The sequence below is a fragment of the Roseomonas sp. TF40 genome (assembly GCF_057219975.1).
Map to the genome: position 1 here is coordinate 479,518 of NZ_JBXVVR010000002.1, position 20,765 is coordinate 500,282.

A 20,765-nucleotide genomic window follows, 5' to 3' on the forward strand; every position below is an offset into this window, starting at 1 on the left:
TTCAGGTCAGCGCGGCCAGCGCGGCGTTGAGGGCAGTCTGCGCCTCGCGCAGCGCGAAGGCGAGGCGGTTGCGCGCCTGCCTTGCATCCACCTCGGCAAACTTCTCGGCATCGCTGCCGGGCGGCGTCGCGGCCAGGGCGCGCAGCGGCGCCAGCACGGCCCAGGGTGGCAGCGGCAGGGCCGCGTCATGGGTGAAGCGGTCGCCCGTGGTGTAGTCCGCCGGCACCAGGGCGCGGGAGGCGCGCATCAGCGCCGCATTGGCGCAATCGACCGATCCCGCGGCGCCGCGGGCCGTGATGGCGGCGGCGGTGTCGCGCAGCTTCGTCGCGGCCTCGATCAGTGGTGCGACATCGAGGCGCGGCTGCAGCGCCTGCAACTCCGCAAGCAGCGCGCCGGCGGTGGCGGCGTGGTCGAGCGGCAGCAGGGGCTCGCTCAGCAGCCGCCAGGTCACCTGCGCCAGCACGCGCGTGTCGCGCACCAGATTCGACTCGTCGATCTTGTCGAGCAGATCATGCGGCGTGTGCCACCACCAGCCCAGCGCGTTGCGCGCCTGCGCGTGCTTCGCCGGCTGCTCGCTGATCGAACCCAGCATGGAGGGGATGCCGATGCCCACAAAGCTCTCGTCGGAATTGCGCACCTTGCGCTTGCCGACATAGGTCTGGTTGGTGTGCGCCTGCACCGCCTCGGCGGCGAGGTGGCGCAGCTCGGTCATGGCGGCGGCGTTGGCGAGCACCGTGGCCCCCGTCCCGCCGAGGCTGTCCACATTCACATGCGCGGCACAGTGGCGGTCGAGTTCCGCCCAATGCGTGTCGGCATACCAGGCGCTGCCGGAATAGCGGCCATGCGAGTGGCCGGACCAGAAGCAGACGCGCAGGCCGCGCTTCATCTGCGCACGATTCTGCGCCGCCAGCCGCGCGACCTCCATCATCCCGGCATTGGCCGAGCCATTGTCCATCACGCCGAAATACCAGGTGTCGTGATGGCCCGACATCAGCACGAAATTCGCATCCGGCCCGGCGAGGTCGCAGACCAGGATCGGCGTCTTGCGCCAGCCCGTATCGACCTCGGCGTGCAGCGTCACCACGGGCTGCGCGCCGGCGGCCAGGGCATCGCGGATCGCGCCGCCATCGGCGTTGTTGACGCTGCACACCACGGTCTTCGGCATGTCGCCGAGGGTGGTGGCGGAAGGGCTGCCCCAGACGGGGGAGATGCACATCTCATGGATGTGCTCGTGATGGCTGATGTGCAGATGGCCGATGGCCCCCGCCTCGGTCGCGCGCCGCGCGACGGCGGGCGTGGCCATGCCCTCGACCAGCAGGATGCGCCCGCGCACATCGGCCTTCGCGAAATCGGCCTCCGTGCCATGGCCGAGATAGACCGGCACGCCGGAGAGCCCACCCGCCGGCGAGGGCAGGGAGAAGGATTGCGTGATGGCGGTGATCGCCCTGCCATCCACCAGCACCGCGGCCTTGCCAGGCAGCGAGATATAGGCGTCGTGCAGCAGGGTCTGCGTGGCGAAGCCATAGGCCTTCATGCGGGAGTCGACGAAGGCGAGCGCCTCGGCCTCTTCCGGTGTGCCTGAGAGCTTCTGCCAGCGCGCGATCTCGCGCAGATTCGCCATCATCTCGGCGCCGCTGACCTGTCCGGTGATGTCCTGCATGGCGATCAACCCTTTCGCGGCGCGAGACCCGCGCCGATATCCCACCAGATGCCGGCCATGAGGCCGAGTCCCTCGCGCAGCAGCGGCGCGAGGGCATGTTCGTCCGGGCCGTGCTGGTTGCAGCCCGAATAGCTGTTCGGCACCCAGATCACCGGCAGGCCCAGCTCCTCGAGGAACATGTCCGAGGGGTTGGAGCCGGAGGAATTGGGCACGATGTTGGGCGCGCGGTTCGAGCTCCGCTGCATGGAGGACGCGACCATGCCGACCCAGGGATTGTCCGGGTCGGTGCGCGCCGCGCCGAACATGTCGCGCTCGACCAGCGGAATGATCTCGACATTCGAAAAACCCTGCGCGTCGAGATGCCGGCGCAGCGCGGGCACGATGGCAGCGCCCGCGACATCCGCGCAATGGCGCACCTGCAGCCGCGCGCGGGCCTCGCCCTGCACGGCGTTGGTCGGCGCGTCGGGATGGCCGGTGAGGGCGGCGAGCACGATGACGCTGGTCCAGCCGAAGATTTTTTGGGCCGTGCTGAGGCCCGGTTCGCCCCAGTCGGGGTCGGCCTCGGGCATGCCCTCGATCTGCTCGATGACGAGCTCGTCGATGGCGCGCTGCACCGCGGGCGGGATCGCGGGCGGCGTCCAGCCCTCGACCAGGATGCGGCCCTTGCGATCGACGATGCTGGCCATGGCTTGCGCCAGCACGAAGCCGGGATCGACCAGCACGCCGCCCCAATGGCCCGAGTGATGCGCATGGTCGCGCAACCGCACCACGAGGTCGAAGGCCACGCCGCCGCGCGCGCCGAGTTTCAGCTCGGGCATGAAGGTGGTCTGGCGCGGCCCGTCGAGGCCGATGAAGACATCGGCGGCGAGCGCCGCGCGCTCGGCCCGCAGCAGGTCGCGCAGGCCGGGCGAGCCTTGCTCCTCGCCGGTCTCGACCAGCACCTTCGCGTTGAAGCCGAGGCGCCCGCCACGCTCGGCCATCACGGCGCGCAGCGCCTCGATGGCGATCAGGTGCTGGCCCTTGTTGTCCACCGTGCCGCGACCGTACCATTTGTCGCCGCGCACCGTGACCTCCCAGGGGTCGAGGCCTTCGCTCCATTTCCCCTTGAGGCCGCGCACCACGTCGCCATGGCCGTAGATCAGCACCGTGGGCAGCTGCGCGCCCTCCTGCCGCGTGGCGAGGAAGACCGGGCCGCGGCCGGGGCGCGGATTGTCCAGCACGCGATGGTCGAAGCCCATGCCCTGCATGAGATCGGGCAGCGTTTCCGTGCAGTAGCGTGTCAGGTCCGGCAGGCTGCCGGCGATCTGGCTTTCCGTCGGCACGGCGACGAGGCGGCGCAGCGCGCTCAGGTAGTCGCCGCTGTCGAAGCAGCGCGTGGCCCGCGCGCGCGCGCCTTCCCGCGTGCCGGTCATGGCGCGACCAGCGCGGTCGCCGCGCGCAGCGCCGCCACGTAGCGGTTCTGGCCGCGCAGCAATTGCGTGCGCGCGAAGCCGAGCATCTGGCCCTCATGGCGCGTGATCTCGGCGGCGATGGCGAGGCAGGGGATGGGGGGGGCGGTCACCGCCGGGTCATGGGTGAAGCGCGGGCCCTTGGTGTAGTTCAGCGGCACGAGCAGCCGCGCAAGCTGCTTCATCACGGCGTTCGCGCGCGCGGCGGGCATGGCCCCGCTCGCCGCGCGCTGCTGGAAGTCCTGCACGGCCTCCGCGAAGCGCGCGGTCTCCGTCACGCAGAGCGAGAGATCGAAGGCGCCCGCCGCCGCCTTGGCATAGCGCGCGACATGGCCCGCGAGTTCCGCCGCCGTCGCGCTGAAGTCGAAGGGCAGCAATGCGGGTTGCGTGACGCGCAGCGTCGAGAGCAGGTAGATGCGGATGTCGCGCAGCAGATAGTCGCGGTCCGCGATCTCGAGCGTGTCGTTCTCGGTGTGCCAGGCGATGTTCCCGCCGCAGCCGGAGACGTCGTAATAGCCTTTCTCGGCCTTCAGCGCCTCGGGCATGGTGCTGCTCAGCATGTAGAAGCTGGTCAGGCCGATATTCGAGAAGCTGTAGTCGCCCGCCTGCTTCGGCCGCTTGGTGGCGAAGGGCGCGCCGGGGGCGACGGTGGCGATGGCCTCGCGCACCAGCTCGCGCGTCTCGGACATCGTCGTGGTGTCGTGGAAGCTGCTCGCCCAGCGGCAGCCGGGGCTGTCGCAATTGATCTGGGCCACGCAATGCGCGTCCAGCTCCAGGCCGAAGGCATCGGCATACCAGGTGCTGCCGGCATAGCGGCCGGTGGAATGCCCGGCCCACCAGGCGATCTTCACGCCGCGCTTGAGTTCGTGGCGATTCGCCCAGAGCAGGCGCGCGATCTCCAGCAGCGTGGCGTTGCCCGTGGCGTTGTCGCCCACGCCGACATCCCAGGAATCATAGTGCCCGTGCAGCAGGACGAAATCGGGGTTGCCATCCGCGGCCGGGATCTCCACCACCGGGATGTTCTGCGCGAACATCCCTTCCAGCAATTCGCTGCGGATGGTGGCCGAACCACCTTGCTGCGCGATGGCGCGCAGCGCCTCGCCCGAGGCCTTGTTCACCGTCGCCATCGGGATCTTCGGCTTGCGCGGCAGATCGTCGAGGTCGGGCGTGCCCCAGATGGTGGTGCAGGTGCCCCAATGCACGTCGACGCCGGGATTGGCCGCGATCACGCCGAGCCCGCCCCATTCCTCGACCAGCGAGGCGATGGCGGGATTCCCGAAGCCCTCGGTCAGCAGGATCTTCCCGGCGACGCGCGCGCGCGCATCGGCCTCATCCTTCAGCGCGCCGCCGAACAACTCGCCGATGTCGCGCGAGTAGGACCGCAGCGCCTTGGGATTCGCGGGCAGGTAGAGCAGCGGCGCGGTGCGCCCCTCCGGCACCGGCAAGGACGAGGTCGGCGGCTTGGCGCGGTGCGTGACGCCGCCGGCCTCGACCGAGGCGCTCAGCGGCACGGCGAGGTAGATCTCCGGCTGGTGGACCGTCACCGGGATGCCGAAGGACCGCAGGCGCTGGGCGATCATCTCCCCGCCCGCATTCACCTGGGCGGGCAGCCAGCGCGGGGTTCGGGAGAAGGCCTCCACCAGCTCCCAGGGCGCGTCCAGCGTGACGGCATCCAGCAGGCGGCGTTCGAGCTCGTTCATGGTTCATCCCGTGCGCAGTCGTCGGGATGCTGCGGCCGAATTTCAGATCGGCGCAAGCCCCACGGTCAGCCCGCCGCACACATAGAGCACCTGGCCGGTGACGAAGCCCGAGCGGTCATCGAGGAAGAACTGCACGGCGTTGGCGACGTCCTCCGGCGTGCCGAGCCGCTTCACGGGCACGCCCTCGATGATGGCGCGGGTGCGCGGGCTGTTGTCGGGGTTGGCGCGGCGGAACAATTCGGTGGCGATGGGCCCGGGGCCGATCGCGTTCACCGTGATGCCCTCCGCGGCGAGTTCCAGCGCCCAGGTGCGCGCGAGGCCGATCAGCCCCGCCTTGCTCGCCGCATAGGATGTGCGCAGTTCCTTCCCCAGCGCGGCGCGGGAGGCGATGTTGACGATGCGCCCGAAGCCCGCCGCGCGCATCGCCGGCAGCAGGGCCTGCGCCGCCAGGACGGCGCTGCGGAGATTGACGTCATGGACCGTGGCCAGGTCCTCGACACTCGTCTCCTCCAGGCTCGCGGGCTTCACCACGCCGACATTGTTCACGAGCCGCGTCGGCGCGTGAAGCTGCGCGACCTCGGCCAGGGCGGCGCGGGCGGCGGGCAGGTCGGCGAAGTCGCAAGGCAGGAAGACCTCACGCGGCAGGGGGTGCGCGGGCGGGGCAAGGTCGAGGTTCAGCACCCGCCAGCCGGCCTCCGCGGCGCGGGCGGCGATGGCGCGGCCGATGCCGCCCGACCCGCCGGTGATGAGCACGGAATTGGTCATGGCGAGGCTCCTCCTGCGCGTCATCCTGGCCTGCGCGGCGTGGGGCGACCAGACGGGGCGGGCCGGCGGAGGTGCGGTTAACTTCCTGTCATGTTTTGCCGAAAATCCCGGCAATCGGCTGAAGTTGCACCCATCCGCCCGGCCATGCGTTGACGCCATTGCGCACCGCACCATACAACCCTGCGCGAGGAAGAAGCAGGCCCGGGCCCCGTCACGCAGGGCCCCTGACCCGCCAAGGTGGAGCAGCCGCATGTCATCAGCCCCGGATTCGCGGGAGGCGACCATGGTCGGTCGCCGGTCGGATGGAACGCCCGTGCGCCGGCCTCTGTCGCCGCATCTGCAGGTCTACGACATGATGCAGATGACCAGCGCGCTTTCCATCTCGCACCGCATCACCGGCATCGCCTGGAGCATCGGCTCCATCGTCATGGTCTGGTGGCTGGCCGCCGCCGCGGCGGGGCCCGAGGCCTTCGCCACCGTGCAGTGGTTCCTGGGCTCCTTCATCGGCATCCTCTTCCTGATGGGCCTGACCGCGACGGTCTGGTTCCACACCCTGGCGGGCATCCGCCACCTGGCCTGGGATGCCGGCTACGGCTTCGACCTGCCGAGCGTCTATCGCAGCGGCAGGATGCTGCTGGTGGGCACGGCGGTGCTGACCGGCCTGACCTGGCTTCTCCTGCTGATTTCCTGGTGAGCATCATGACCGACCTGACCCAGGCACCCCGCCCGACCCAGCTTCGCACACCACTCGGGCGCGTGCGCGGCGCGGGGTCCGCCAAATCGGGCGTGCAGCATTGGTGGAGCCAGCGTGTCACCTCGCTGGCGCTGCTGCCGCTGACCTTCTGGTTCGTGCTCAGCCTCGCAAGCTCGGCCGGCATGACCCATGCCGAGGCCGTGGCCTGGATCGGCCAGCCGCTCAACGCCGTGCTGCTGCTGGCGATGATCGGGCTGACCTTCCACCACATCGCGGCCGGGCTGCAGGTGGTGATCGAGGACTACGCCCATGTGGAGTGGGTGAAGATTGCCGGCGTGCTGGGGGTGAAGGCGGCCTGCGCGCTGCTGGCGCTGACCTCCGCGCTGGCCGTGTTGCGCATTGCGGTCTGAGCAGGCGCACCAACCTGTTGCAATCATGGGGGTGCGCTATGGGGTGCGCCCCCCTCGGATGGACGGACGGCGGATAGCATGAACGCGATCTCCAAGCCTTCGATCGGCTCCGGCGCCTACCGGATCGTGGACCACACCTATGACGTGGTGGTGGTCGGCGCGGGTGGCGCGGGGCTGCGGGCGACCTTCGGCATGGGGGCCTCGGGCCTCAAGACGGCCTGCATCACCAAGGTCTTCCCCACGCGCAGCCACACCGTGGCGGCGCAGGGCGGCGTGGGTGCCGCGCTCGGCAACATGGGCGAGGATGACTGGCGCTGGCACATGTACGACACCGTGAAGGGGTCGGACTGGCTCGGCGACCAGGACGCCATCGAATACATGTGCCGCGAGGCGATCCCGGCCATCATCGAGCTCGAGCATTACGGCGTGCCCTTCAGCCGCACCGAGGATGGCAAGATCTACCAGCGCCCCTTCGGCGGCCACATGCAGAACTACGGCAAGACGCCGGCGATGCGCGCCTGCGCGGCCGCCGACCGCACCGGCCACGCCATCCTGCACACGCTCTACCAGCAGGCGCTGAAGGCCAATTGCGAGTTCTTCGTCGAATACCTGGCGCTGGACCTCATCATGGATGATGAGGGCGTGTGCCGCGGCGTCACCGCCTGGAACCTCGAGGACGGCTCGCTGCACCGCTTCCGCGCACAGAGCGTGGTGATGGCGACGGGCGGCTATGGCCGCGCCTATTTCTCCTGCACCTCGGCCCACACCTGCACCGGCGATGGCGGCGGCATGGTGCTGCGCGCCGGCCTGCCTCTCCAGGACAATGAGTTCGTGCAGTTCCACCCGACCGGCATCTACGGCTCGGGCTGTCTGGTGACGGAAGGTGCGCGCGGCGAGGGCGGCTACCTGACCAATTCCGAGGGCGAGCGCTTCATGGAGCGCTACGCGCCGACGGCGAAGGACCTTGCCTCGCGCGACGTCGTCTCCCGCGCCATGAGCATGGAGATCCGCGAGGGCCGCGGCGTCGGCCCGCTGAAGGACCACATCCACCTGCATCTGGAGCATCTGGGCGCCGACCTGCTGCATGAGCGCCTGCCCGGCATCTCGGAGACGGCCAAGATCTTCGCCGGCGTCGATGTGACGAAGGAGCCGATCCCGATGCTGCCGACCGTGCACTACAACATGGGCGGCATCCCCACGAACATCCACACCGAGGTGCTGAGCCCGACCCCGGGCGACCAGGACCGCGTGGTGCGCGGCCTGATGGCGGTGGGCGAGGCGGCCTGCGTCTCCGTCCACGGCGCCAACCGGCTCGGCACCAACTCGCTGCTCGACCTCGTGGTCTTCGGCCGCGCGGCCGCGCATCGCGCCGCCGAGACGATCAAGCCGGGTGCGAGCCAGCCGCCGCTGCCGCCCGGCGCGGGCGAGGCCTCGATCGCGCGCTTCGACCGCGTGCGGCACGCGAAGGGTTCCTCCTCCGTCGCCGAGGTGCGGCTTGCCATGCAGCGCACCATGCAGGAACACGCCGCCGTCTTCCGCACCTCCGAGTTGCTGAAGGAAGGTGTTGCGAAGATGAACAAGGTCGCCGCCGGCTACGAGGACATCCGCATCGCCGACCGCAGCCTGATCTGGAACTCCGACCTGGTCGAGGCGCTGGAACTGGACAACCTGATCGGCAATGCGCTGACCACGGTGGTGGGTGCGGAGGCGCGCAAGGAAAGCCGCGGCGCCCATGCGCATGAGGACTACCCCGAGCGCGACGACGTGAACTGGATGAAGCACACGCTGGCCTGGGTGGATGAGAAGCGCAACGTCAAGCTCGACTACCGCGACGTGAAGATGCGCACCCTGACCAATGAGGTGCAGGTCTTCCCGCCCAAGGCGCGCGTCTACTGAGGCCGAGCCGTCCGATCGCCGGAGGGGCGCAGGCCCCGGAGGCGTGAATCGGCCGGCCAAGAAGGACATTTCCCATGGCGACTTTCACCCTGCCGAAGAACTCCACCATCTCGAAGGGCCAGCACTTTCCCGCGCCGGCCGGGGCGAAGAAGGTGCGCAGCTTCAAGATCTATCGCTGGGATCCGGACACGGGCGACAACCCGCGCACCGATACCTACGACATCGACCTCGAGGCCTGCGGCCCGATGGTTCTTGACGCCCTCATCAAGATCAAGAACGAGGTCGACACCACGCTGACCTTCCGGCGGTCCTGCCGCGAGGGCATCTGCGGCAGCTGCGCGATGAACATCGACGGGCTGAACACGCTCGCCTGCCTCAAGCCGATCGAGGAGGTGAAGGGCGAGGTCCGCATCCATCCGCTGCCGCACATGCCGGTGGTGAAGGACCTCGTGCCCGATCTCTCGCAGATCTACGCGCAGCTGCGCAGCGTCGAGCCCTGGCTGAAGGCGGACACCCCCCCGCCGCCCGATGGCGAGCGGCTGCAGAGCAAGGAAGAGCGCGCGAAGCTCGACGGGCTGTGGGAGTGCATCCTGTGCTTCTGCTGCACGACCTCCTGCCCCAGCTATTGGTGGAATGGCGACCGCTATCTCGGCCCGGCCGTGCTGCTGCAGGCCTATCGCTGGATCGCGGATTCGCGCGACGAGCACACCGGCGCGCGGCTGGATGCGCTGGAGGATCCGTTCAAGCTCTATCGCTGCCACACCATCATGAACTGCGCGCGCACCTGCCCGAAGGGGCTGAACCCGGCGCAGGCGATCGGCGAGATCAAGAAGATGCTCGCCGAGCGGGTGGTGTAGGAAATCAGGGTCGGCGGAACACCACGGTCAGGTTGTTCGCCGGCATCTCGATGATCGCCGGCGCGCCGAAGCCCTCGGCCGCCGCGGCGACCTGCTCCAGGTCGCGCAGGCCCCAGGCGGGGTCGCGGGCGCGCAGGCTCGCGTCGAAATCCTCGTTGCTCGGCGCGGTCGGCACGCCGGCCCGGCGGAAGGGGCCGTAGAGGATCAGCGGCGCGCCCGCCGGCAGCACCGAAGCCGCGCCGCGCAGCAGGCCGAGCGTGGCCGCCCAGGGCGCGATGTGGATCATGTTGATGCACAGCACCGCCTCGGCCCGCGCCACCGGCCAGGGCGCGGTCGCGTCCAGCGCCAGGGCCGGGCGCACATTGGCGAGGCCTGTGCACCACGCATCGATGCTGGCGCGGTTGGCGGGATCCGGGTCGGTCGGCTGGAAATCCAGCGCCGTCAGCGCCGCCGCGAAATGCGCGCAATGCTCGCCGCTGCCGCTGGCGATCTCCAGCATCAGGCCCTGCGCGGGCAGGAGCCCCCGCAGCGTGGCGAGCAGCGGGTCGCGGTTGCGCAGCGTGGCGGGGGCGAAGCGACGGGGATCTTCGATCATGTCCTGCCTGTCGGGTCTTGCGCGATCGCGGTCAACCGGCCGCGAGAATCCGCAACCGATTGCATTCCATCTTGCCCAAAGGGGCAGGAATCCGTCATCATCTTGCTCCGGACGGGCCAGAAACGCCTGCCGCAAAGGGAGTGGAAAGATGGTCCGCAATTCCGTCGTCGCGGGGCTTTTCGCAGGGCTGGTGGCCCTGCCCGCCCTCGCCCAGACACCCGCCCCGGTGCCCGGCTGGGCCGTTGGCCGGCCGGAGGGCTCGACACTGGCGCCGCATGCGCCGCGCCTCACGGTGACGCCGCCGGAGCAGGTGCCGGTGCAGCAGATCCGCCTGCCGCAGGGCTTCCGCGCCGAGATCTTCGCGCATGGCATGCCCGGCGTGCGCGCCATCGCCGAAGGTCCCAACGGCACGCTCTTCGCCGGCACGCGCGCGATCGGGCGCGTCTACGCCATCACCCGCAACGCCGATGGCACGACGCGCACGCGCACCCTTCTGACCGGCCTCGCCCAGCCGAACGGGCTGGTGATGATCGGCAACAGCCTCTACGTCTTCGCCGTCAACCGCGTGCTGCGCTACGACAACATCGAGGCGAACCTCGACAACCCGCCCGCGCCGGTCGATCTCACCGCCGCCTTCGGCCTGCCGACCGAGCAGGAGCATGGCGGCAACCACCATTGGAAGTTCGCGACCCTTGGCCCCGATGGGCGCATCTACACCAATGTGGGCGTGAATTGTAACGTCTGCGACACGGACCGCGACAAGTTCGCGCTGCTCGTCTCCTTCAACCCCGATGGCTCCGGCCGCCGGATCGAGGCGCGCGGCGTGCGCAACTCGGTCGGCATGGCGCATCACCCGGTGACGCGCGAACTCTGGGCCACCAATCACGGCCGCGACTGGGTCGGCAACGACACGCCCGAGGATTCGCTGCTGCGTGTGCGACGCTCGGGCGAGGATTTCGGCTTCCCCTACTGCCTCGGCACCTGGGCGGACCCGCAGTACAACCGCGGCCGGACCTGCAGCGAATTCTCGCAGCCCGCGGCCCTGCTTGGCCCGCATACGGCGGTGCTGGGGATGCGCTTCTACACGGGCACGATGTTCCCCGAGCAGTACCGCAACCAGATCTTCATCGCCCGCCGCGGCTCCTGGAACCGCGCGACGCTCTCGGGCTATGACGTGGTGGTCGCGCATCTCGACGCGCAGGGCAATGTGACGCGGGTGGAGGAATTCCTCACCGGCCTGCGCGACGACGCCGCACAGCGCTTCCATGATCGCCCGGCCGAGGTGCATGTGCTGCGCGACGGCTCGCTGCTCGTCTCCGGTGAGCAGATGGGTGCGATCTACCGCATCACCTACAGCCGGTGAGGTTCACGGGCTGGCGACTTCCGGCCCTGGTGGCGGCGGCGTTCCTCGCCGCCCTGCCGGCCGGGGCGCAGGATGCGCAGCGAGGGGGGAGCCTCGCCGCGCATTCCTGCGCCAATTGCCACGGCGCCGATGGCCGCAGCCAGCAGCAGGGCATTCCCTCGCTGGCGGGCCAGCCGGCGGAGTTCATCACGCTGCAGATGATCCTGTTCCGCGAGGGGCTGCGCCAGGTGCCGGCGATGACGGCCTTCGCTTCCGGCCTGCCGGATCGCGACATCGAGGACATCGCCGCCTTCTTCGCCGCCTTCCCGCATGGCCCGCCGGATGACCGAAGGCCGCGCGACGCCGCGCTCTACGCGGCAGGGCAGGCGATCGCCGCGCGCGCGAATTGCGGCGTGTGCCACCTGCCGGATTTCCGTGGCCGCAACCAGATCCCGCGCCTGACCGCGCAGCGCGAGGAATTCCTGCTCTCGACCATGATCGAGTATCGCGACGGGCTGCGCGTGGGCACGGACAGCAACATGAATGGCGCGGTGGCCGGCATCAGCAACGCCGACCTTGCCGCGCTGGCGCATTACCTGTCCCAGCGGGACTGATACCGTTGTCGCCCTTCGGCCACCTCGCTATGGTGGCCCGGAGAGCGAGAACACAGCATGAACGACTTGTTCAAGCCGGGCCGTCCGGCGACTCCCCCCGCGAAGCCCGCCGCGAGCCTGCCGGCGGGCGGCGAGTATTCCGCCAAGGATATCGAGGTGCTGGAGGGGCTGGAGCCCGTCCGCCGCCGGCCTGGCATGTATATCGGCGGCACGGATGAGAATGCGCTGCATCACCTCGCCGCCGAGATCATCGACAACGCCATGGATGAGGCCGTGGCCGGCCATGCCGACCGTATCGAGGTCACGCTCGAGGCCGGCAACTGGCTGACGGTGCGCGACAATGGCCGCGGCATCCCGATCGACCCGCACCCGAAATTCCCGAAGCTCTCGGCGCTGGAGGTGATCCTCACCACGCTGCATTCGGGCGGCAAGTTCTCCGGCAAGGCCTATGAGACCTCGGGCGGGTTGCACGGCGTGGGCTCCTCCGTGGTCAATGCCCTGGCCGAGCGGCTGGAGGTGGAGGTGGCGCGCGAGCGCGTGCTCTGGGGCCATGCCTTCGAGCGCGGCAAGCCGGTGCAGAAGCTGAAGAATCTCGGCGCCGTGCAGAACCGGCGCGGCACGCAGCTGCGCTTCCGCCCCGATCCCGAGATCTTCGGCACGCTCGACTTCAACCCGGCGCGGCTGCACCGCTTCTGCCGCTCCAAGGCCTATCTGTTCCGCGGCGTCGAGATCCGCTGGTCCTGCGACCCGAAGCTGGTCGAGGGCACGGAGACGCCGGCGCAGGCCGTGCTGCATTTCCCCGGCGGGCTGAGCGACTTCCTCGCCGCCTCGATCGAGGGCAAGCCCGTGGTCGTGCCCGCCCCCTGGGCCGGCGAGGTGAGCTTCCCCGAGGGCGCGGGGCGCTGCGAATGGGCGCTGACCTGGCTGGAATTCGGCGATGGCTTCCTTTCCACCTACGCCAACACCATCCCCACGCCGCAGGGCGGCACGCATGAAGCCGGGCTGCGCGCCGCGCTGGTCAAGGGCCTGCGCGCCTATGGCGAGCTGAAGAAGGACAAGCGCGCGGGCCAGATCACGGCCGAGGACGTGCTGGGTGGCCTTGCCGGGATGCTCTCGGTCTTCATCCGCGACCCGCAATTCCAGGGCCAGACCAAGGACAAGCTGACCTCGCCCGAGGCGACGCGGCTGGTCGAGCAGGGCTTGCGCGACCATTTCGACCATTGGCTGACCGGCGACCCGGCGCGCGCCGACAATCTGCTCGCCTGGTGCATCGAGCGCGCCGAGGACCGCATCCGGCGCCGCGAGCAGAAGGAGACGCCGCGCAAATCCGCCACGCGCAAGCTGCGCCTGCCCGGCAAGCTCGCCGATTGCGCGCGGGAGGGCGTGGACGGCACGGAGCTGTTCCTGGTCGAGGGCGATTCCGCGGGCGGCTCCGCCAAGCAGGCGCGCGACCGCGAGACGCAGGCGGTGCTGCCGTTGCGCGGCAAGATCCTCAACGTCGCCTCGGCCAGCGCGGACAAGCTGCGCGGCAACCAGGAGCTGAAGGACCTGATCGAGGCGCTGGGCTGCGGCGCGGGCGAGAAGTTCGACGTCGGCCGGCTGCGCTACGGCCGCGTCGTGATCATGACCGACGCCGATGTGGACGGCGCGCATATCGCCGCCCTGCTGATGACCTTCTTCTACAAGGAATTGCCGGAGCTGGTGCGCCAGGGCCGCGTCTTCCTGGCGCAGCCGCCGCTCTACCGGCTACAGGCGCCGGGCAAGACCGTCTATGCCAAGGACGATGCGGATCGCGAGCGGCTGATGAAGCGCGAATTCAAGGCGAACCAGAAGGTCGATGTCTCCCGCTTCAAGGGCCTTGGCGAGATGCCGCCGGCCTCGCTGAAGGAGACGACGATGGACCCGAAGCGCCGCACCCTGCTGCGCGTGGTGCTGCCGGCGGAGGAGCGGGCGAAGACCTCCGACCTGATCGAGGCCCTGATGGGCCGAAGGCCGGAGCTGCGCTTCCGCTTCATCCAGGACAATGCGGCGAAGCTGGATGCCGAGGCGCTGGACGCCTGAGCCGGGACGAACGCGGCCTGACCCAGCTGCGGCACCGGCGCCCGCGGGCGAACACAGCCCAACCAGCCACCCCGAGTGACCCTCGGGATCAGGCCTCCGGTGCCAGCGTCGCCGGCACGATGCTCCACGATGTCCCGCCATGCGCCGGCGGCAGCAGGTGCAGCGGCAGGGCGTTGGGCGTGCGGACATTCGCCTCCAGCCCCATCTCCAGCCGCAGCGCGCGGAACAGCGCGCCATGCGCCACCACCAGCACCGGCCCGGGCTGCGCCAGCGCGCGGTTCACCGCCGCCGCGGCGCGGTCGCGCAATTGCTGGAAGGTCTCGGCGCCGATCGGCGTGTAGTCGCCTGCGATCCAGTCATCATACCAATCGCCCATCGGCAGGCCTTCCTGCTCGCCGAAATTCACCTCGGCGAGGTCCTCGTCGAGGCTGACCGGCAGGCCCAGCGCAAGGGCCGCGATCTCGGCCGTGACGCGTGCGCGCGTCAACGGCGAGGCGACGATGCTCGCGATGGCCAGCGGTGCAAGCGTGCGCGCCGCGCGCTGCGCCTGCGCCACGCCCACCGCGTTCAGCGGAATGTCCGTGCGCCCCTGGGAGAGCCCCTGCGCATTCCAATCCGTCTCGCCATGGCGGAGGAACCAGAAGGGCGTCGCCGCGAGCCTCAAAGGGCGAGGCCTTCCTGCGTCAGCGCGCGCTGCACCGCGGGGCGGGCGAGCATCGCCTTCAGATGCGCGTCCAGCCGCGGCGGCAGGGTCATGCCGCTGCGACGCACGGCCCAGTATTCCACGAAGAACAACGCCGCATCCGCCACCGAGAAGCCCGAGGGCAACACATAGGTTCCGCCCGTCCAGGTCTTCTCCAGCGTGTCGAAATACTTGGCGGCGAGTGCCTTGCCCTGCTCGACCACGCGGGGGATGTCCTCCTCGCGCGGGGTGAAGTTGGCGGCGCGGAACTGGCGCGTGAAACCCTGCGGATGGATGGTGCCGCAGACATAGTCGAGCATCTCGAGGCAGCGCGTCTCGCCCTCGAACTCGGTCGGGATCAGCGCCGCCTCGGGGTTCGACTTCGCCAGCCACCAGGCGATGACGGGAAACTCGGTCAGCACGCGGCCATCGCCGCGATCCAGCGCCGGCACCTTCGACTTCGGGTTCACCGCCATGTAGTCGGGCTTGTACTGCGCGCCTTCCTTCAGCGCGACCAGCGACAGCTCATAGGGCTTGCCGATCTCTTCCAGGATCACGTGGATGCCGAGCGAGCAGGCGCCGGGCGAATAGTGCAGCTTCATGGTCGTTGTCCCTTCAGGTCTTCTCCCGTTTGTAGGGCGCGACGGCGGGGCTCGCCATCCCCCCGTACCCCTTGGCCCTGGGCAGCGCGCATGTCATCTGCTGGGGAAAGATCGGAGGAACGTGCCATGCTGCGCCGCAGATCCATCCTTGCCGCCGCCCCCCTTCTGGCCGCGCCCCACCTCGCGCGGGCGCAGGAGGGTTTCCCCGGCCGCGCCGTGACCATCGTCGTGCCCTTCCCGCCGGGGGGTGGGACCGATGTGCTCGCGCGCATCCTCGCGCAGCATTTTTCCGAGAACTGGCGGCAATCGGTTGTCGTCGAAAACCGCGGTGGCGGGGCAGGGCGCATCGGTCTGCAGATGGTCCAGCGCGCGCAGCCCGACGGCCATACGCTGATGGTCACCTCCACGGGCGGCATGATGGGCCTGGCCGGTGCCGAGCGCGCCTTCGCGGTGCGCGAGCACCTGACCCCCATCACGCTGATCGCCGCCCCCGCCTATGTGGTGGCGATGCATCCCGGCGTGGGCGCGCGCAACGTGGCGGAGCTGATCGCGCTGGCCAAGGCGCGGCCGGGCCACTTCACCTTCGGCAGTTCCGGCACCGGCGCGGCGAGCCACCTCGCCGCGGAATTGTTCGCCTCCATGGCCGGGATCGAGATGCTGCACGTGCCCTATCGCGGCACCGGCCCCGCGCTGACCGATCTTGTCGCCGGGCGCATCCACCTGATGTTCGCCCCGCCCCAGACCGTGGCGGCTGCGGTGGCGGCGGGGCAGGTGGTGAACCTGGCTGTCACCTCCGAGCGCCCCACCGCGCTGCTGCCCGGGCTGCGCACCGTGGCCGAGACCGGCCTGCCGGGCTATTCGGCGGTCGGCTGGTTCGCGCTCTTTGCCCCGCGCGGTCTCAACCCCGCCATCGCCGAGCGCATCAGCGCCGACGCCGCGCGCGCGCTGACCCTGCCCGAGACGCGCACGCGCCTGGCCAGCCTCGGGGCTGAGCCCGAGCCGATGGCGCCCGGCCCCTTCGCCGACTACGTCGATTCCGACATCGCGAAATGGCAGCGTGTGGTCCGCGAACGCAACATCACCCTGGAATAGGTTCTTCCTGTCATGATCCGACTGGCGACGTTTCTCTCCCGCGGCGATCTGCGGCCGCGCCTCGGCGCGCTCGATGGGGATGTGCTGCTCGACCTCTCGGCGGCGCATGGCGCGGATTGGGACATGCGCCGCGCACTGGCACTGCCGCTGCCCGAGTTGCGCGCGATGATCGCCGCCGCGACGGTGCGGCTGCCGCTTGCGGCGTGCCACATCCTGCCGCCGATCCCGAATCCCGGCAAAATCTGGTGCGTCGGCAAGAACAGCAAGGTGCATCGCGCGGAGCTGGTGGCGCAGGGCATGCTGAAGGAAGACCCGCAGGAACCCACCAGCTTCGTGAAGCTGCCGGAGACGCTGGTCGGCGAAGGGGCCCGCGTGGTGCGGCCCGAGGGCATCACGACCTTCGACTATGAGCCTGAGCTGGCCTTCATCGTCACCAGGCGCGCCTTCCATGTGTCGCGCGCGGAGGCCCGCCACTACGTGCAGGGCATCACCGTGCTGAACGACCTCACCGCGCGGGAGATCCAGAAGCAGGAGGTGATCTCCGGCACGAAGTTCTGGGTGTCGAAGAACATGCCGGGCTTCTGCCCGGTGGGTCCCTATGTGGTGCCGACGGGGGAGGTCGCGGATCCCTATGATCTGTGGCTGACCTGCGAGGTGAACGGGCAGCTGCGCCTGCGCGTGAACACGGATGAGTACATCCACCGCATCGAGGGCATCATCGCGCATTTCTCGCGCTTCATGCCCTTCGAGGTGGGCGACATCATCGCCACCGGCGCGCCGCGCGGCACGGCGATCGGGCATCCGAACGCGGCGGAACTCTACCTGAAGCCGGGGGATACCTGCGTGGCGGGGATCGAGGGGCTGATGCGGATCACCACGCATATCGTGGCGCCGGGCGAGGCGTGAGCGCGGCGGGAGGGCGCTGCCCTCCCGGACCCTCCCGCCAGGAGGCTTAGCCTCCTGGACCTCGATTCAGTTTAACGCCGTCAGGCGGGGGGCCGAAGTGCCCCCCGCCTGACGGCGTTGAAAACGAAATGGGTTCCAAGGGGCCACTGCCCCTTGGCGGGGGGAGTCTGAGGGGGGCAGAGCCCCCCTCAGCGCTTCGCCTCGATCGCGTCCCAGATCGCGCGTTCCAGATGCGTGCCGTCGAAGCGCGCGATTTCCTGCAGCCCGGTCGGCGAGGTCACGTTGATCTCGGTCAGGTAGTCGCCGATCACGTCGATGCCCACGAAGATCAGGCCCCGTTCCCGCAGCGCCGGGCCGATGGCGGCGCAGATCTCGCGCTCGCGATCGGTCAGCGTCGTGGGTTCCGGCCGCCCGCCGACATGCATGTTGCTGCGCGCCTCGCCCGCCGCCGGCACGCGGTTGATCGCGCCCATGGCGATGCCATCCACGAGGATGATGCGCTTGTCGCCCTTCCGCACGTCTGGGACGTAGCGCTGCACCACCAGGGGTTCGCGCGACTTCTCGGTGAACATCTCGGTCAGCGCGTTGAGGTTGGGGTCCTCGGGCCGGAGGTGGAACACCCCCGCGCCGCCATTGCCGAACAGCGGCTTGATGATGATGTCGCCGTGCTTCTCACGGAACTTGCGGATCTGCCGGACATCGGCGGTGATCAGCGTCTCGGGCATCAGCTCCGGAAAATGCGTGACGAAGAGCTTTTCCGGCGCGTTGCGCACGCTGGCCGGGTCGTTCACCACCAGCGTCTTCGGGTGGATGTGCTCCAGGATATGGGTGGCGGTGATGTAGGCCATGTCGAAGGGCGGGTCCTGGCGCATCAGCACCACATCCACCTTCGCCAGGTCGATCTCCTCGGTCGGGCCGAAGGTGACGTGGTTGCCGTATTCGCGCCGAAGTGTGACGGGCTGGGCCTGGGCCAGCACGCGCCCGCCATGCAGCGCGAGGTCGCGCACATGGTAGTGCCAGAGCGCATGGCCGCGCGCCTGGGCCTCCAGCATCATCGCGAAGGTGCTGTCGGCGTCGATGTTCACGCCGCCGATGGGGTCCATCTGGACCGCGACCTTGAGGGTCTTCGTCATGGTTCGGGCACTCCGGGTTCAGCCATTGCCCCTTCCGTCGCATGACCGGGGGCCATTGACCAGCGCGGCCCGGCGGGCTCACTTCCGCCCCATGCATGTCCTGTCCGGCAAGGCCCGCAAGGCCGGGGTCCTCGGGTGGCCCGTCTCGCATTCCCGCTCGCCGCGGCTGCACGGCTTCTGGCTGGCGCGGCACGGGATCGATGGCGCCTATCTGCCGCTGCCGGTCGCGCCCGAGCGCTTCGCCCCCGCGGTGCGCGCGCTGGTCGATCTCGGCTTCGCCGGGGCCAACGTCACCATCCCGCACAAGGAAGCGGCCTTCGCCCTGTGCGACACGGTCGATGCCGTGGCGCATCGCGCGGGCTCGGTCAACACGCTGATCTTCCGGGAGGAGGGGCGGATCCACGGCACCAGCACGGATGGCTACGGCTTCGTGGAATCGCTCCTCGAGCAGGCGCCCGGCTTCACGCCCGCCGCGGGCCCGGCGGTGATCCTGGGCGCGGGGGGGGCGGTGCGCGCCGTCGCCGCCGCGCTGCTCGATGCCGGCTGCCCGCGGCTGATCCTGGTGAACCGCACGATCGAGCGCGCCGAGGCCTTGGCGCGCGACCTCGGCGGCCCGGTGGCGGTGGCGCGCGAGCCCGATCTGCGCGGCGTGGCGCTGCTGGTGAACGGCACCTCGCTCGGCATGGTCGGCCAGCCGCCGCTCACCATCGACCTCGCGCCTTTGCCGGGGAACGCGGTGGTGGCGGACATGGTCTATGTGCCGCTGGAGACGCCGCTGCTCGCCGCCGCGCGGGCGCGCGGGCTGCGCGGGGTGGATGGGCTGGGCATGCTGCTGCACCAGGCGCGGCCCGGCTTCGAGGCCTGGTTCGGCGTGGCGCCGCAGGTGGATGCCGAGCTTCGGGCCTTCGTGGCCCATGATATTCCCCCCGCCTCCGATCGCGAAGCACCGCAGGCCGCTTTGCGGTCGAGGAGCGAAGCGTGAATCGGCGGCGCAAGACACCATGAAGGTGATCGGCCTCACCGGCGGCATCGGCATGGGCAAATCCACCGCCGCCGCCACCTTCCGGCGGCTGCGCGTGCCGGTCTTCGACGCCGACGCCGCCGTGCACGCGCTGCAGGGCCGCGGTGGGGCGGCGGTGAAGCCCATCGAGGCCGCCTTCCCCGGCACCACGCGCGAGGGGCGCGTGGACCGGGAGGCGCTGCGCGGCCGCGTGCTGGGCGACCCGGCTGCCCTCAAGCGGCTGGAGAGGCTCATGCACCCGCTGGTCCGCATGATGGAGAACCGCTTCCGCGCCGCCTGCCGCCGCCGCGCCTCCCGCCTCGCCGTGCTGGATGTTCCGCTGCTGCTGGAAACCGGCGGCGAAAAACGGGTGGATATCGTCGTCGTCGTCTCCGCCCCCGCTTCCGTGCAGCGCCTGCGCGTGCTGGCCCGCGGCGGCATGACCGAGGCGCGACTCGCCGCCATCCGCGCCCGGCAGATGCCCGACCGCGAGAAGCGCCGCCGCGCCGACCACGTCATCCCCACCGGCCTGTCGCGCCATGTCGCGCAGGCCCGCATCCGCCGCCTGGTCCGGGAGCTGCGCGCATGAGGCAGATCGTTCTCGATACCGAAACCACGGGGCTCGACCCGCGCGCCGGTGACCGGGTGATCGAGGTCGCGGCGATCGAGCTGTTCAACTTCATGCCCACCGGCGGCACCTTCCACCGCATCATCGACCCCGAGCGCGACGTGCCCGAGGAATCGACGCGCGTGCACGGCTTCACCGCCGAGATGCTGCGCGGCAAGCCGCGCTTTGCGGATATCGCCGAAGAGCTGCTCGACTTCCTCGGCGAGGACGAGATCATCGCCCACAACGCGCCCTTCGATTTCGGCTTCCTCGACGCAGAGTTCGACCTCGCCGGCCTGCCGAAGCTCGATCGCGCGCGGATGGTGGACAGCCTCGCCATCGCCAAGCGCCGTTATCCCGGCCTGCCCAACAGCCTCGATGCGCTGTGCCGGCGCCTGGGCGTGGATAACTCCATGCGCACCAGCCACAACGCGCTGCTGGACGTGAAGCTGCTGGCCGAGGTGTTTCTCGAGCTGATGGGCGGGAAGCAGCCCGGCCTCGAACTCTCGGCCCAGGCCGCGCCGCGCGTGCTGGATGCGGCCGGCGGGGTGGCGCCCGTGCACCGCACCCCGCGCCCCATCACGGTCAGCGCGGAAGAGGCGGCGGCGCATCTCGACTTCGTGACGCGCAAGGTGAAGGGGGCGCTCTGGCTCGCCCCGCCCTACGCGCCGGAATAGCCCCTCCCCGATCCGGGGCGCTTC

The 20,765-nt window shown here is 70.0% G+C and carries 20 protein-coding genes; 12 read left to right on the forward strand and 8 right to left on the reverse strand.

Going from position 1 to position 20,765, the window contains the following annotated elements; all coding sequences use genetic code 11:
• Position 1: 1 nt before the first annotated feature.
• Genes AC2D9U_RS08315 through AC2D9U_RS08330 form a run of 4 tightly spaced genes read right to left on the reverse strand, consistent with a single transcriptional unit; the run spans position 2 to position 5,573 of the window.
• Positions 2-1,660, reverse strand: coding sequence for a M28 family metallopeptidase (locus tag AC2D9U_RS08315; protein ID WP_484748006.1), 1,659 nt, complete (start codon positions 1,658-1,660; stop codon positions 2-4).
• A gap of 5 nt (positions 1,661-1,665) precedes the next feature.
• Positions 1,666-3,072: a M20/M25/M40 family metallo-hydrolase gene (locus AC2D9U_RS08320; protein ID WP_484748007.1), complete on the reverse strand. Its 1,407-nt coding sequence runs from the start codon at positions 3,070-3,072 to the stop codon at positions 1,666-1,668.
• A complete protein-coding gene (locus AC2D9U_RS08325; protein ID WP_484748008.1) occupies positions 3,069-4,808 on the reverse strand; it encodes a M28 family peptidase in 1,740 nt (579 codons plus the stop codon). Before AC2D9U_RS08325 ends, AC2D9U_RS08320 begins: the two co-directional genes overlap by 4 nt.
• Before the next feature lie 42 nt (positions 4,809-4,850).
• The gene (locus AC2D9U_RS08330) at positions 4,851-5,573 is read right to left on the reverse strand and encodes an SDR family oxidoreductase (RefSeq protein ID WP_484748009.1); all 723 of its coding nucleotides are present in this window, start codon (positions 5,571-5,573) and stop codon (positions 4,851-4,853) included.
• Between the two features lie 313 nt (positions 5,574-5,886).
• On the opposite strand from AC2D9U_RS08330, the gene sdhC reads away from it, so the two are divergent.
• The 4 genes from sdhC (at position 5,887) to AC2D9U_RS08350 (ending at position 9,430) form a co-directional block, all read left to right on the forward strand.
• Positions 5,887-6,267 carry a succinate dehydrogenase, cytochrome b556 subunit gene (gene sdhC / locus AC2D9U_RS08335; protein ID WP_484748010.1) on the forward strand — a complete coding sequence of 127 codons (381 nt, stop codon included), beginning with the start codon at positions 5,887-5,889 and terminating at the stop codon, positions 6,265-6,267.
• 5 nt (positions 6,268-6,272) lie between these two features.
• Entirely contained in the window at positions 6,273-6,677 is a 405-nt protein-coding gene (gene sdhD / locus AC2D9U_RS08340) for a succinate dehydrogenase, hydrophobic membrane anchor protein (RefSeq protein ID WP_484748011.1), read from the forward strand.
• Between the two features lie 78 nt (positions 6,678-6,755).
• Positions 6,756-8,573: a succinate dehydrogenase flavoprotein subunit gene (gene sdhA, locus AC2D9U_RS08345; RefSeq protein ID WP_484748012.1), complete on the forward strand. Its 1,818-nt coding sequence runs from the start codon at positions 6,756-6,758 to the stop codon at positions 8,571-8,573.
• Positions 8,574-8,647: 74 nt separating this feature from the next.
• Entirely contained in the window at positions 8,648-9,430 is a 783-nt protein-coding gene (locus tag AC2D9U_RS08350) for a succinate dehydrogenase iron-sulfur subunit (protein ID WP_484748013.1), read from the forward strand.
• A 4-nt stretch (positions 9,431-9,434) separates the two neighbouring features.
• On the opposite strand, the gene AC2D9U_RS08355 is transcribed toward AC2D9U_RS08350, so the two are convergent.
• Positions 9,435-10,025, reverse strand: a complete 591-nt coding sequence (locus tag AC2D9U_RS08355) for a DUF938 domain-containing protein (protein ID WP_484748014.1) — start codon at positions 10,023-10,025, stop codon at positions 9,435-9,437.
• Positions 10,026-10,173: 148 nt separating this feature from the next.
• On the opposite strand from AC2D9U_RS08355, the gene AC2D9U_RS08360 reads away from it, so the two are divergent.
• The 3 genes from AC2D9U_RS08360 to parE are packed head-to-tail and all read left to right on the forward strand — an operon-like array spanning position 10,174 to position 14,042.
• Positions 10,174-11,388 carry a PQQ-dependent sugar dehydrogenase gene (locus AC2D9U_RS08360; protein ID WP_484748015.1) on the forward strand — a complete coding sequence of 405 codons (1,215 nt, stop codon included), beginning with the start codon at positions 10,174-10,176 and terminating at the stop codon, positions 11,386-11,388.
• The gene (locus tag AC2D9U_RS08365; protein WP_484748016.1) at positions 11,385-11,981 is read left to right on the forward strand and encodes a c-type cytochrome; all 597 of its coding nucleotides are present in this window, start codon (positions 11,385-11,387) and stop codon (positions 11,979-11,981) included. The genes AC2D9U_RS08360 and AC2D9U_RS08365 overlap by 4 nt, the downstream gene beginning before the upstream one ends.
• Before the next feature lie 57 nt (positions 11,982-12,038).
• Positions 12,039-14,042, forward strand: coding sequence for a DNA topoisomerase IV subunit B (gene parE, locus AC2D9U_RS08370; RefSeq protein ID WP_484748017.1), 2,004 nt, complete (start codon positions 12,039-12,041; stop codon positions 14,040-14,042).
• Between the two features lie 88 nt (positions 14,043-14,130).
• On the opposite strand, the gene AC2D9U_RS08375 is transcribed toward parE, so the two are convergent.
• Both AC2D9U_RS08375 and AC2D9U_RS08380 read right to left on the reverse strand, forming a co-directional pair.
• Positions 14,131-14,706 (reverse strand): histidine phosphatase family protein, encoded by a 576-nt coding sequence (locus AC2D9U_RS08375; protein ID WP_484748018.1) that lies wholly within the window; start codon positions 14,704-14,706, stop codon positions 14,131-14,133.
• Positions 14,703-15,326 carry a glutathione S-transferase family protein gene (locus AC2D9U_RS08380; protein WP_484748019.1) on the reverse strand — a complete coding sequence of 208 codons (624 nt, stop codon included), beginning with the start codon at positions 15,324-15,326 and terminating at the stop codon, positions 14,703-14,705. Before AC2D9U_RS08380 ends, AC2D9U_RS08375 begins: the two co-directional genes overlap by 4 nt.
• Before the next feature lie 126 nt (positions 15,327-15,452).
• On the opposite strand from AC2D9U_RS08380, the gene AC2D9U_RS08385 reads away from it, so the two are divergent.
• Together AC2D9U_RS08385 and AC2D9U_RS08390 are read left to right on the forward strand one after the other, a co-directional pair.
• Positions 15,453-16,418, forward strand: coding sequence for a Bug family tripartite tricarboxylate transporter substrate binding protein (locus AC2D9U_RS08385; protein ID WP_484748020.1), 966 nt, complete (start codon positions 15,453-15,455; stop codon positions 16,416-16,418).
• A gap of 12 nt (positions 16,419-16,430) precedes the next feature.
• On the forward strand, positions 16,431-17,324 hold the full coding sequence (locus AC2D9U_RS08390) for a fumarylacetoacetate hydrolase family protein (protein ID WP_484748021.1): 894 nt from the start codon (positions 16,431-16,433) through the stop codon (positions 17,322-17,324).
• A gap of 188 nt (positions 17,325-17,512) precedes the next feature.
• Here AC2D9U_RS08390 and gshB read toward each other — a convergent pair whose 3' ends face one another.
• Positions 17,513-18,457, reverse strand: coding sequence for a glutathione synthase (gene gshB, locus AC2D9U_RS08395; protein ID WP_484748022.1), 945 nt, complete (start codon positions 18,455-18,457; stop codon positions 17,513-17,515).
• A 91-nt stretch (positions 18,458-18,548) separates the two neighbouring features.
• Between gshB and AC2D9U_RS08400 the strand changes: the two genes are divergently transcribed.
• The 3 genes from AC2D9U_RS08400 to dnaQ are packed head-to-tail and all read left to right on the forward strand — an operon-like array spanning position 18,549 to position 20,741.
• Positions 18,549-19,439 (forward strand): shikimate dehydrogenase, encoded by an 891-nt coding sequence (locus AC2D9U_RS08400; protein WP_484748023.1) that lies wholly within the window; start codon positions 18,549-18,551, stop codon positions 19,437-19,439.
• A gap of 19 nt (positions 19,440-19,458) precedes the next feature.
• Positions 19,459-20,046 (forward strand): dephospho-CoA kinase, encoded by a 588-nt coding sequence (gene coaE, locus AC2D9U_RS08405; protein ID WP_484748024.1) that lies wholly within the window; start codon positions 19,459-19,461, stop codon positions 20,044-20,046.
• Entirely contained in the window at positions 20,043-20,741 is a 699-nt protein-coding gene (gene dnaQ / locus AC2D9U_RS08410) for a DNA polymerase III subunit epsilon (RefSeq protein ID WP_484748025.1), read from the forward strand. Before coaE ends, dnaQ begins: the two co-directional genes overlap by 4 nt.
• Positions 20,742-20,765 lie beyond the last annotated feature (24 nt).

Excerpts from the sequence above, each read along its gene's own strand:
- AC2D9U_RS08315 (WP_484748006.1), bottom strand. The coding sequence starts at position 1,660 with ATGCAGGACATCACCGGACAGGTCAGCGGCGCCGAGATGATGGCGAAT.
- AC2D9U_RS08320 (WP_484748007.1), bottom strand. The coding sequence starts at position 3,072 with ATGACCGGCACGCGGGAAGGCGCGCGCGCGCGGGCCACGCGCTGCTTC.
- AC2D9U_RS08325 (WP_484748008.1), bottom strand. The coding sequence starts at position 4,808 with ATGAACGAGCTCGAACGCCGCCTGCTGGATGCCGTCACGCTGGACGCG.
- AC2D9U_RS08330 (WP_484748009.1), bottom strand. The coding sequence starts at position 5,573 with ATGACCAATTCCGTGCTCATCACCGGCGGGTCGGGCGGCATCGGCCGC.
- sdhD (WP_484748011.1), top strand. The coding sequence starts at position 6,273 with ATGACCGACCTGACCCAGGCACCCCGCCCGACCCAGCTTCGCACACCA.
- sdhA (WP_484748012.1), top strand. The coding sequence starts at position 6,756 with ATGAACGCGATCTCCAAGCCTTCGATCGGCTCCGGCGCCTACCGGATC.
- AC2D9U_RS08350 (WP_484748013.1), top strand. The coding sequence starts at position 8,648 with ATGGCGACTTTCACCCTGCCGAAGAACTCCACCATCTCGAAGGGCCAG.
- AC2D9U_RS08355 (WP_484748014.1), bottom strand. The coding sequence starts at position 10,025 with ATGATCGAAGATCCCCGTCGCTTCGCCCCCGCCACGCTGCGCAACCGC.
- AC2D9U_RS08360 (WP_484748015.1), top strand. The coding sequence starts at position 10,174 with ATGGTCCGCAATTCCGTCGTCGCGGGGCTTTTCGCAGGGCTGGTGGCC.
- parE (WP_484748017.1), top strand. The coding sequence starts at position 12,039 with ATGAACGACTTGTTCAAGCCGGGCCGTCCGGCGACTCCCCCCGCGAAG.
- AC2D9U_RS08380 (WP_484748019.1), bottom strand. The coding sequence starts at position 15,326 with ATGAAGCTGCACTATTCGCCCGGCGCCTGCTCGCTCGGCATCCACGTG.
- AC2D9U_RS08385 (WP_484748020.1), top strand. The coding sequence starts at position 15,453 with ATGCTGCGCCGCAGATCCATCCTTGCCGCCGCCCCCCTTCTGGCCGCG.
- AC2D9U_RS08390 (WP_484748021.1), top strand. The coding sequence starts at position 16,431 with ATGATCCGACTGGCGACGTTTCTCTCCCGCGGCGATCTGCGGCCGCGC.
- gshB (WP_484748022.1), bottom strand. The coding sequence starts at position 18,457 with ATGACGAAGACCCTCAAGGTCGCGGTCCAGATGGACCCCATCGGCGGC.
- AC2D9U_RS08400 (WP_484748023.1), top strand. The coding sequence starts at position 18,549 with ATGCATGTCCTGTCCGGCAAGGCCCGCAAGGCCGGGGTCCTCGGGTGG.
- coaE (WP_484748024.1), top strand. The coding sequence starts at position 19,459 with ATGAAGGTGATCGGCCTCACCGGCGGCATCGGCATGGGCAAATCCACC.
- dnaQ (WP_484748025.1), top strand. The coding sequence starts at position 20,043 with ATGAGGCAGATCGTTCTCGATACCGAAACCACGGGGCTCGACCCGCGC.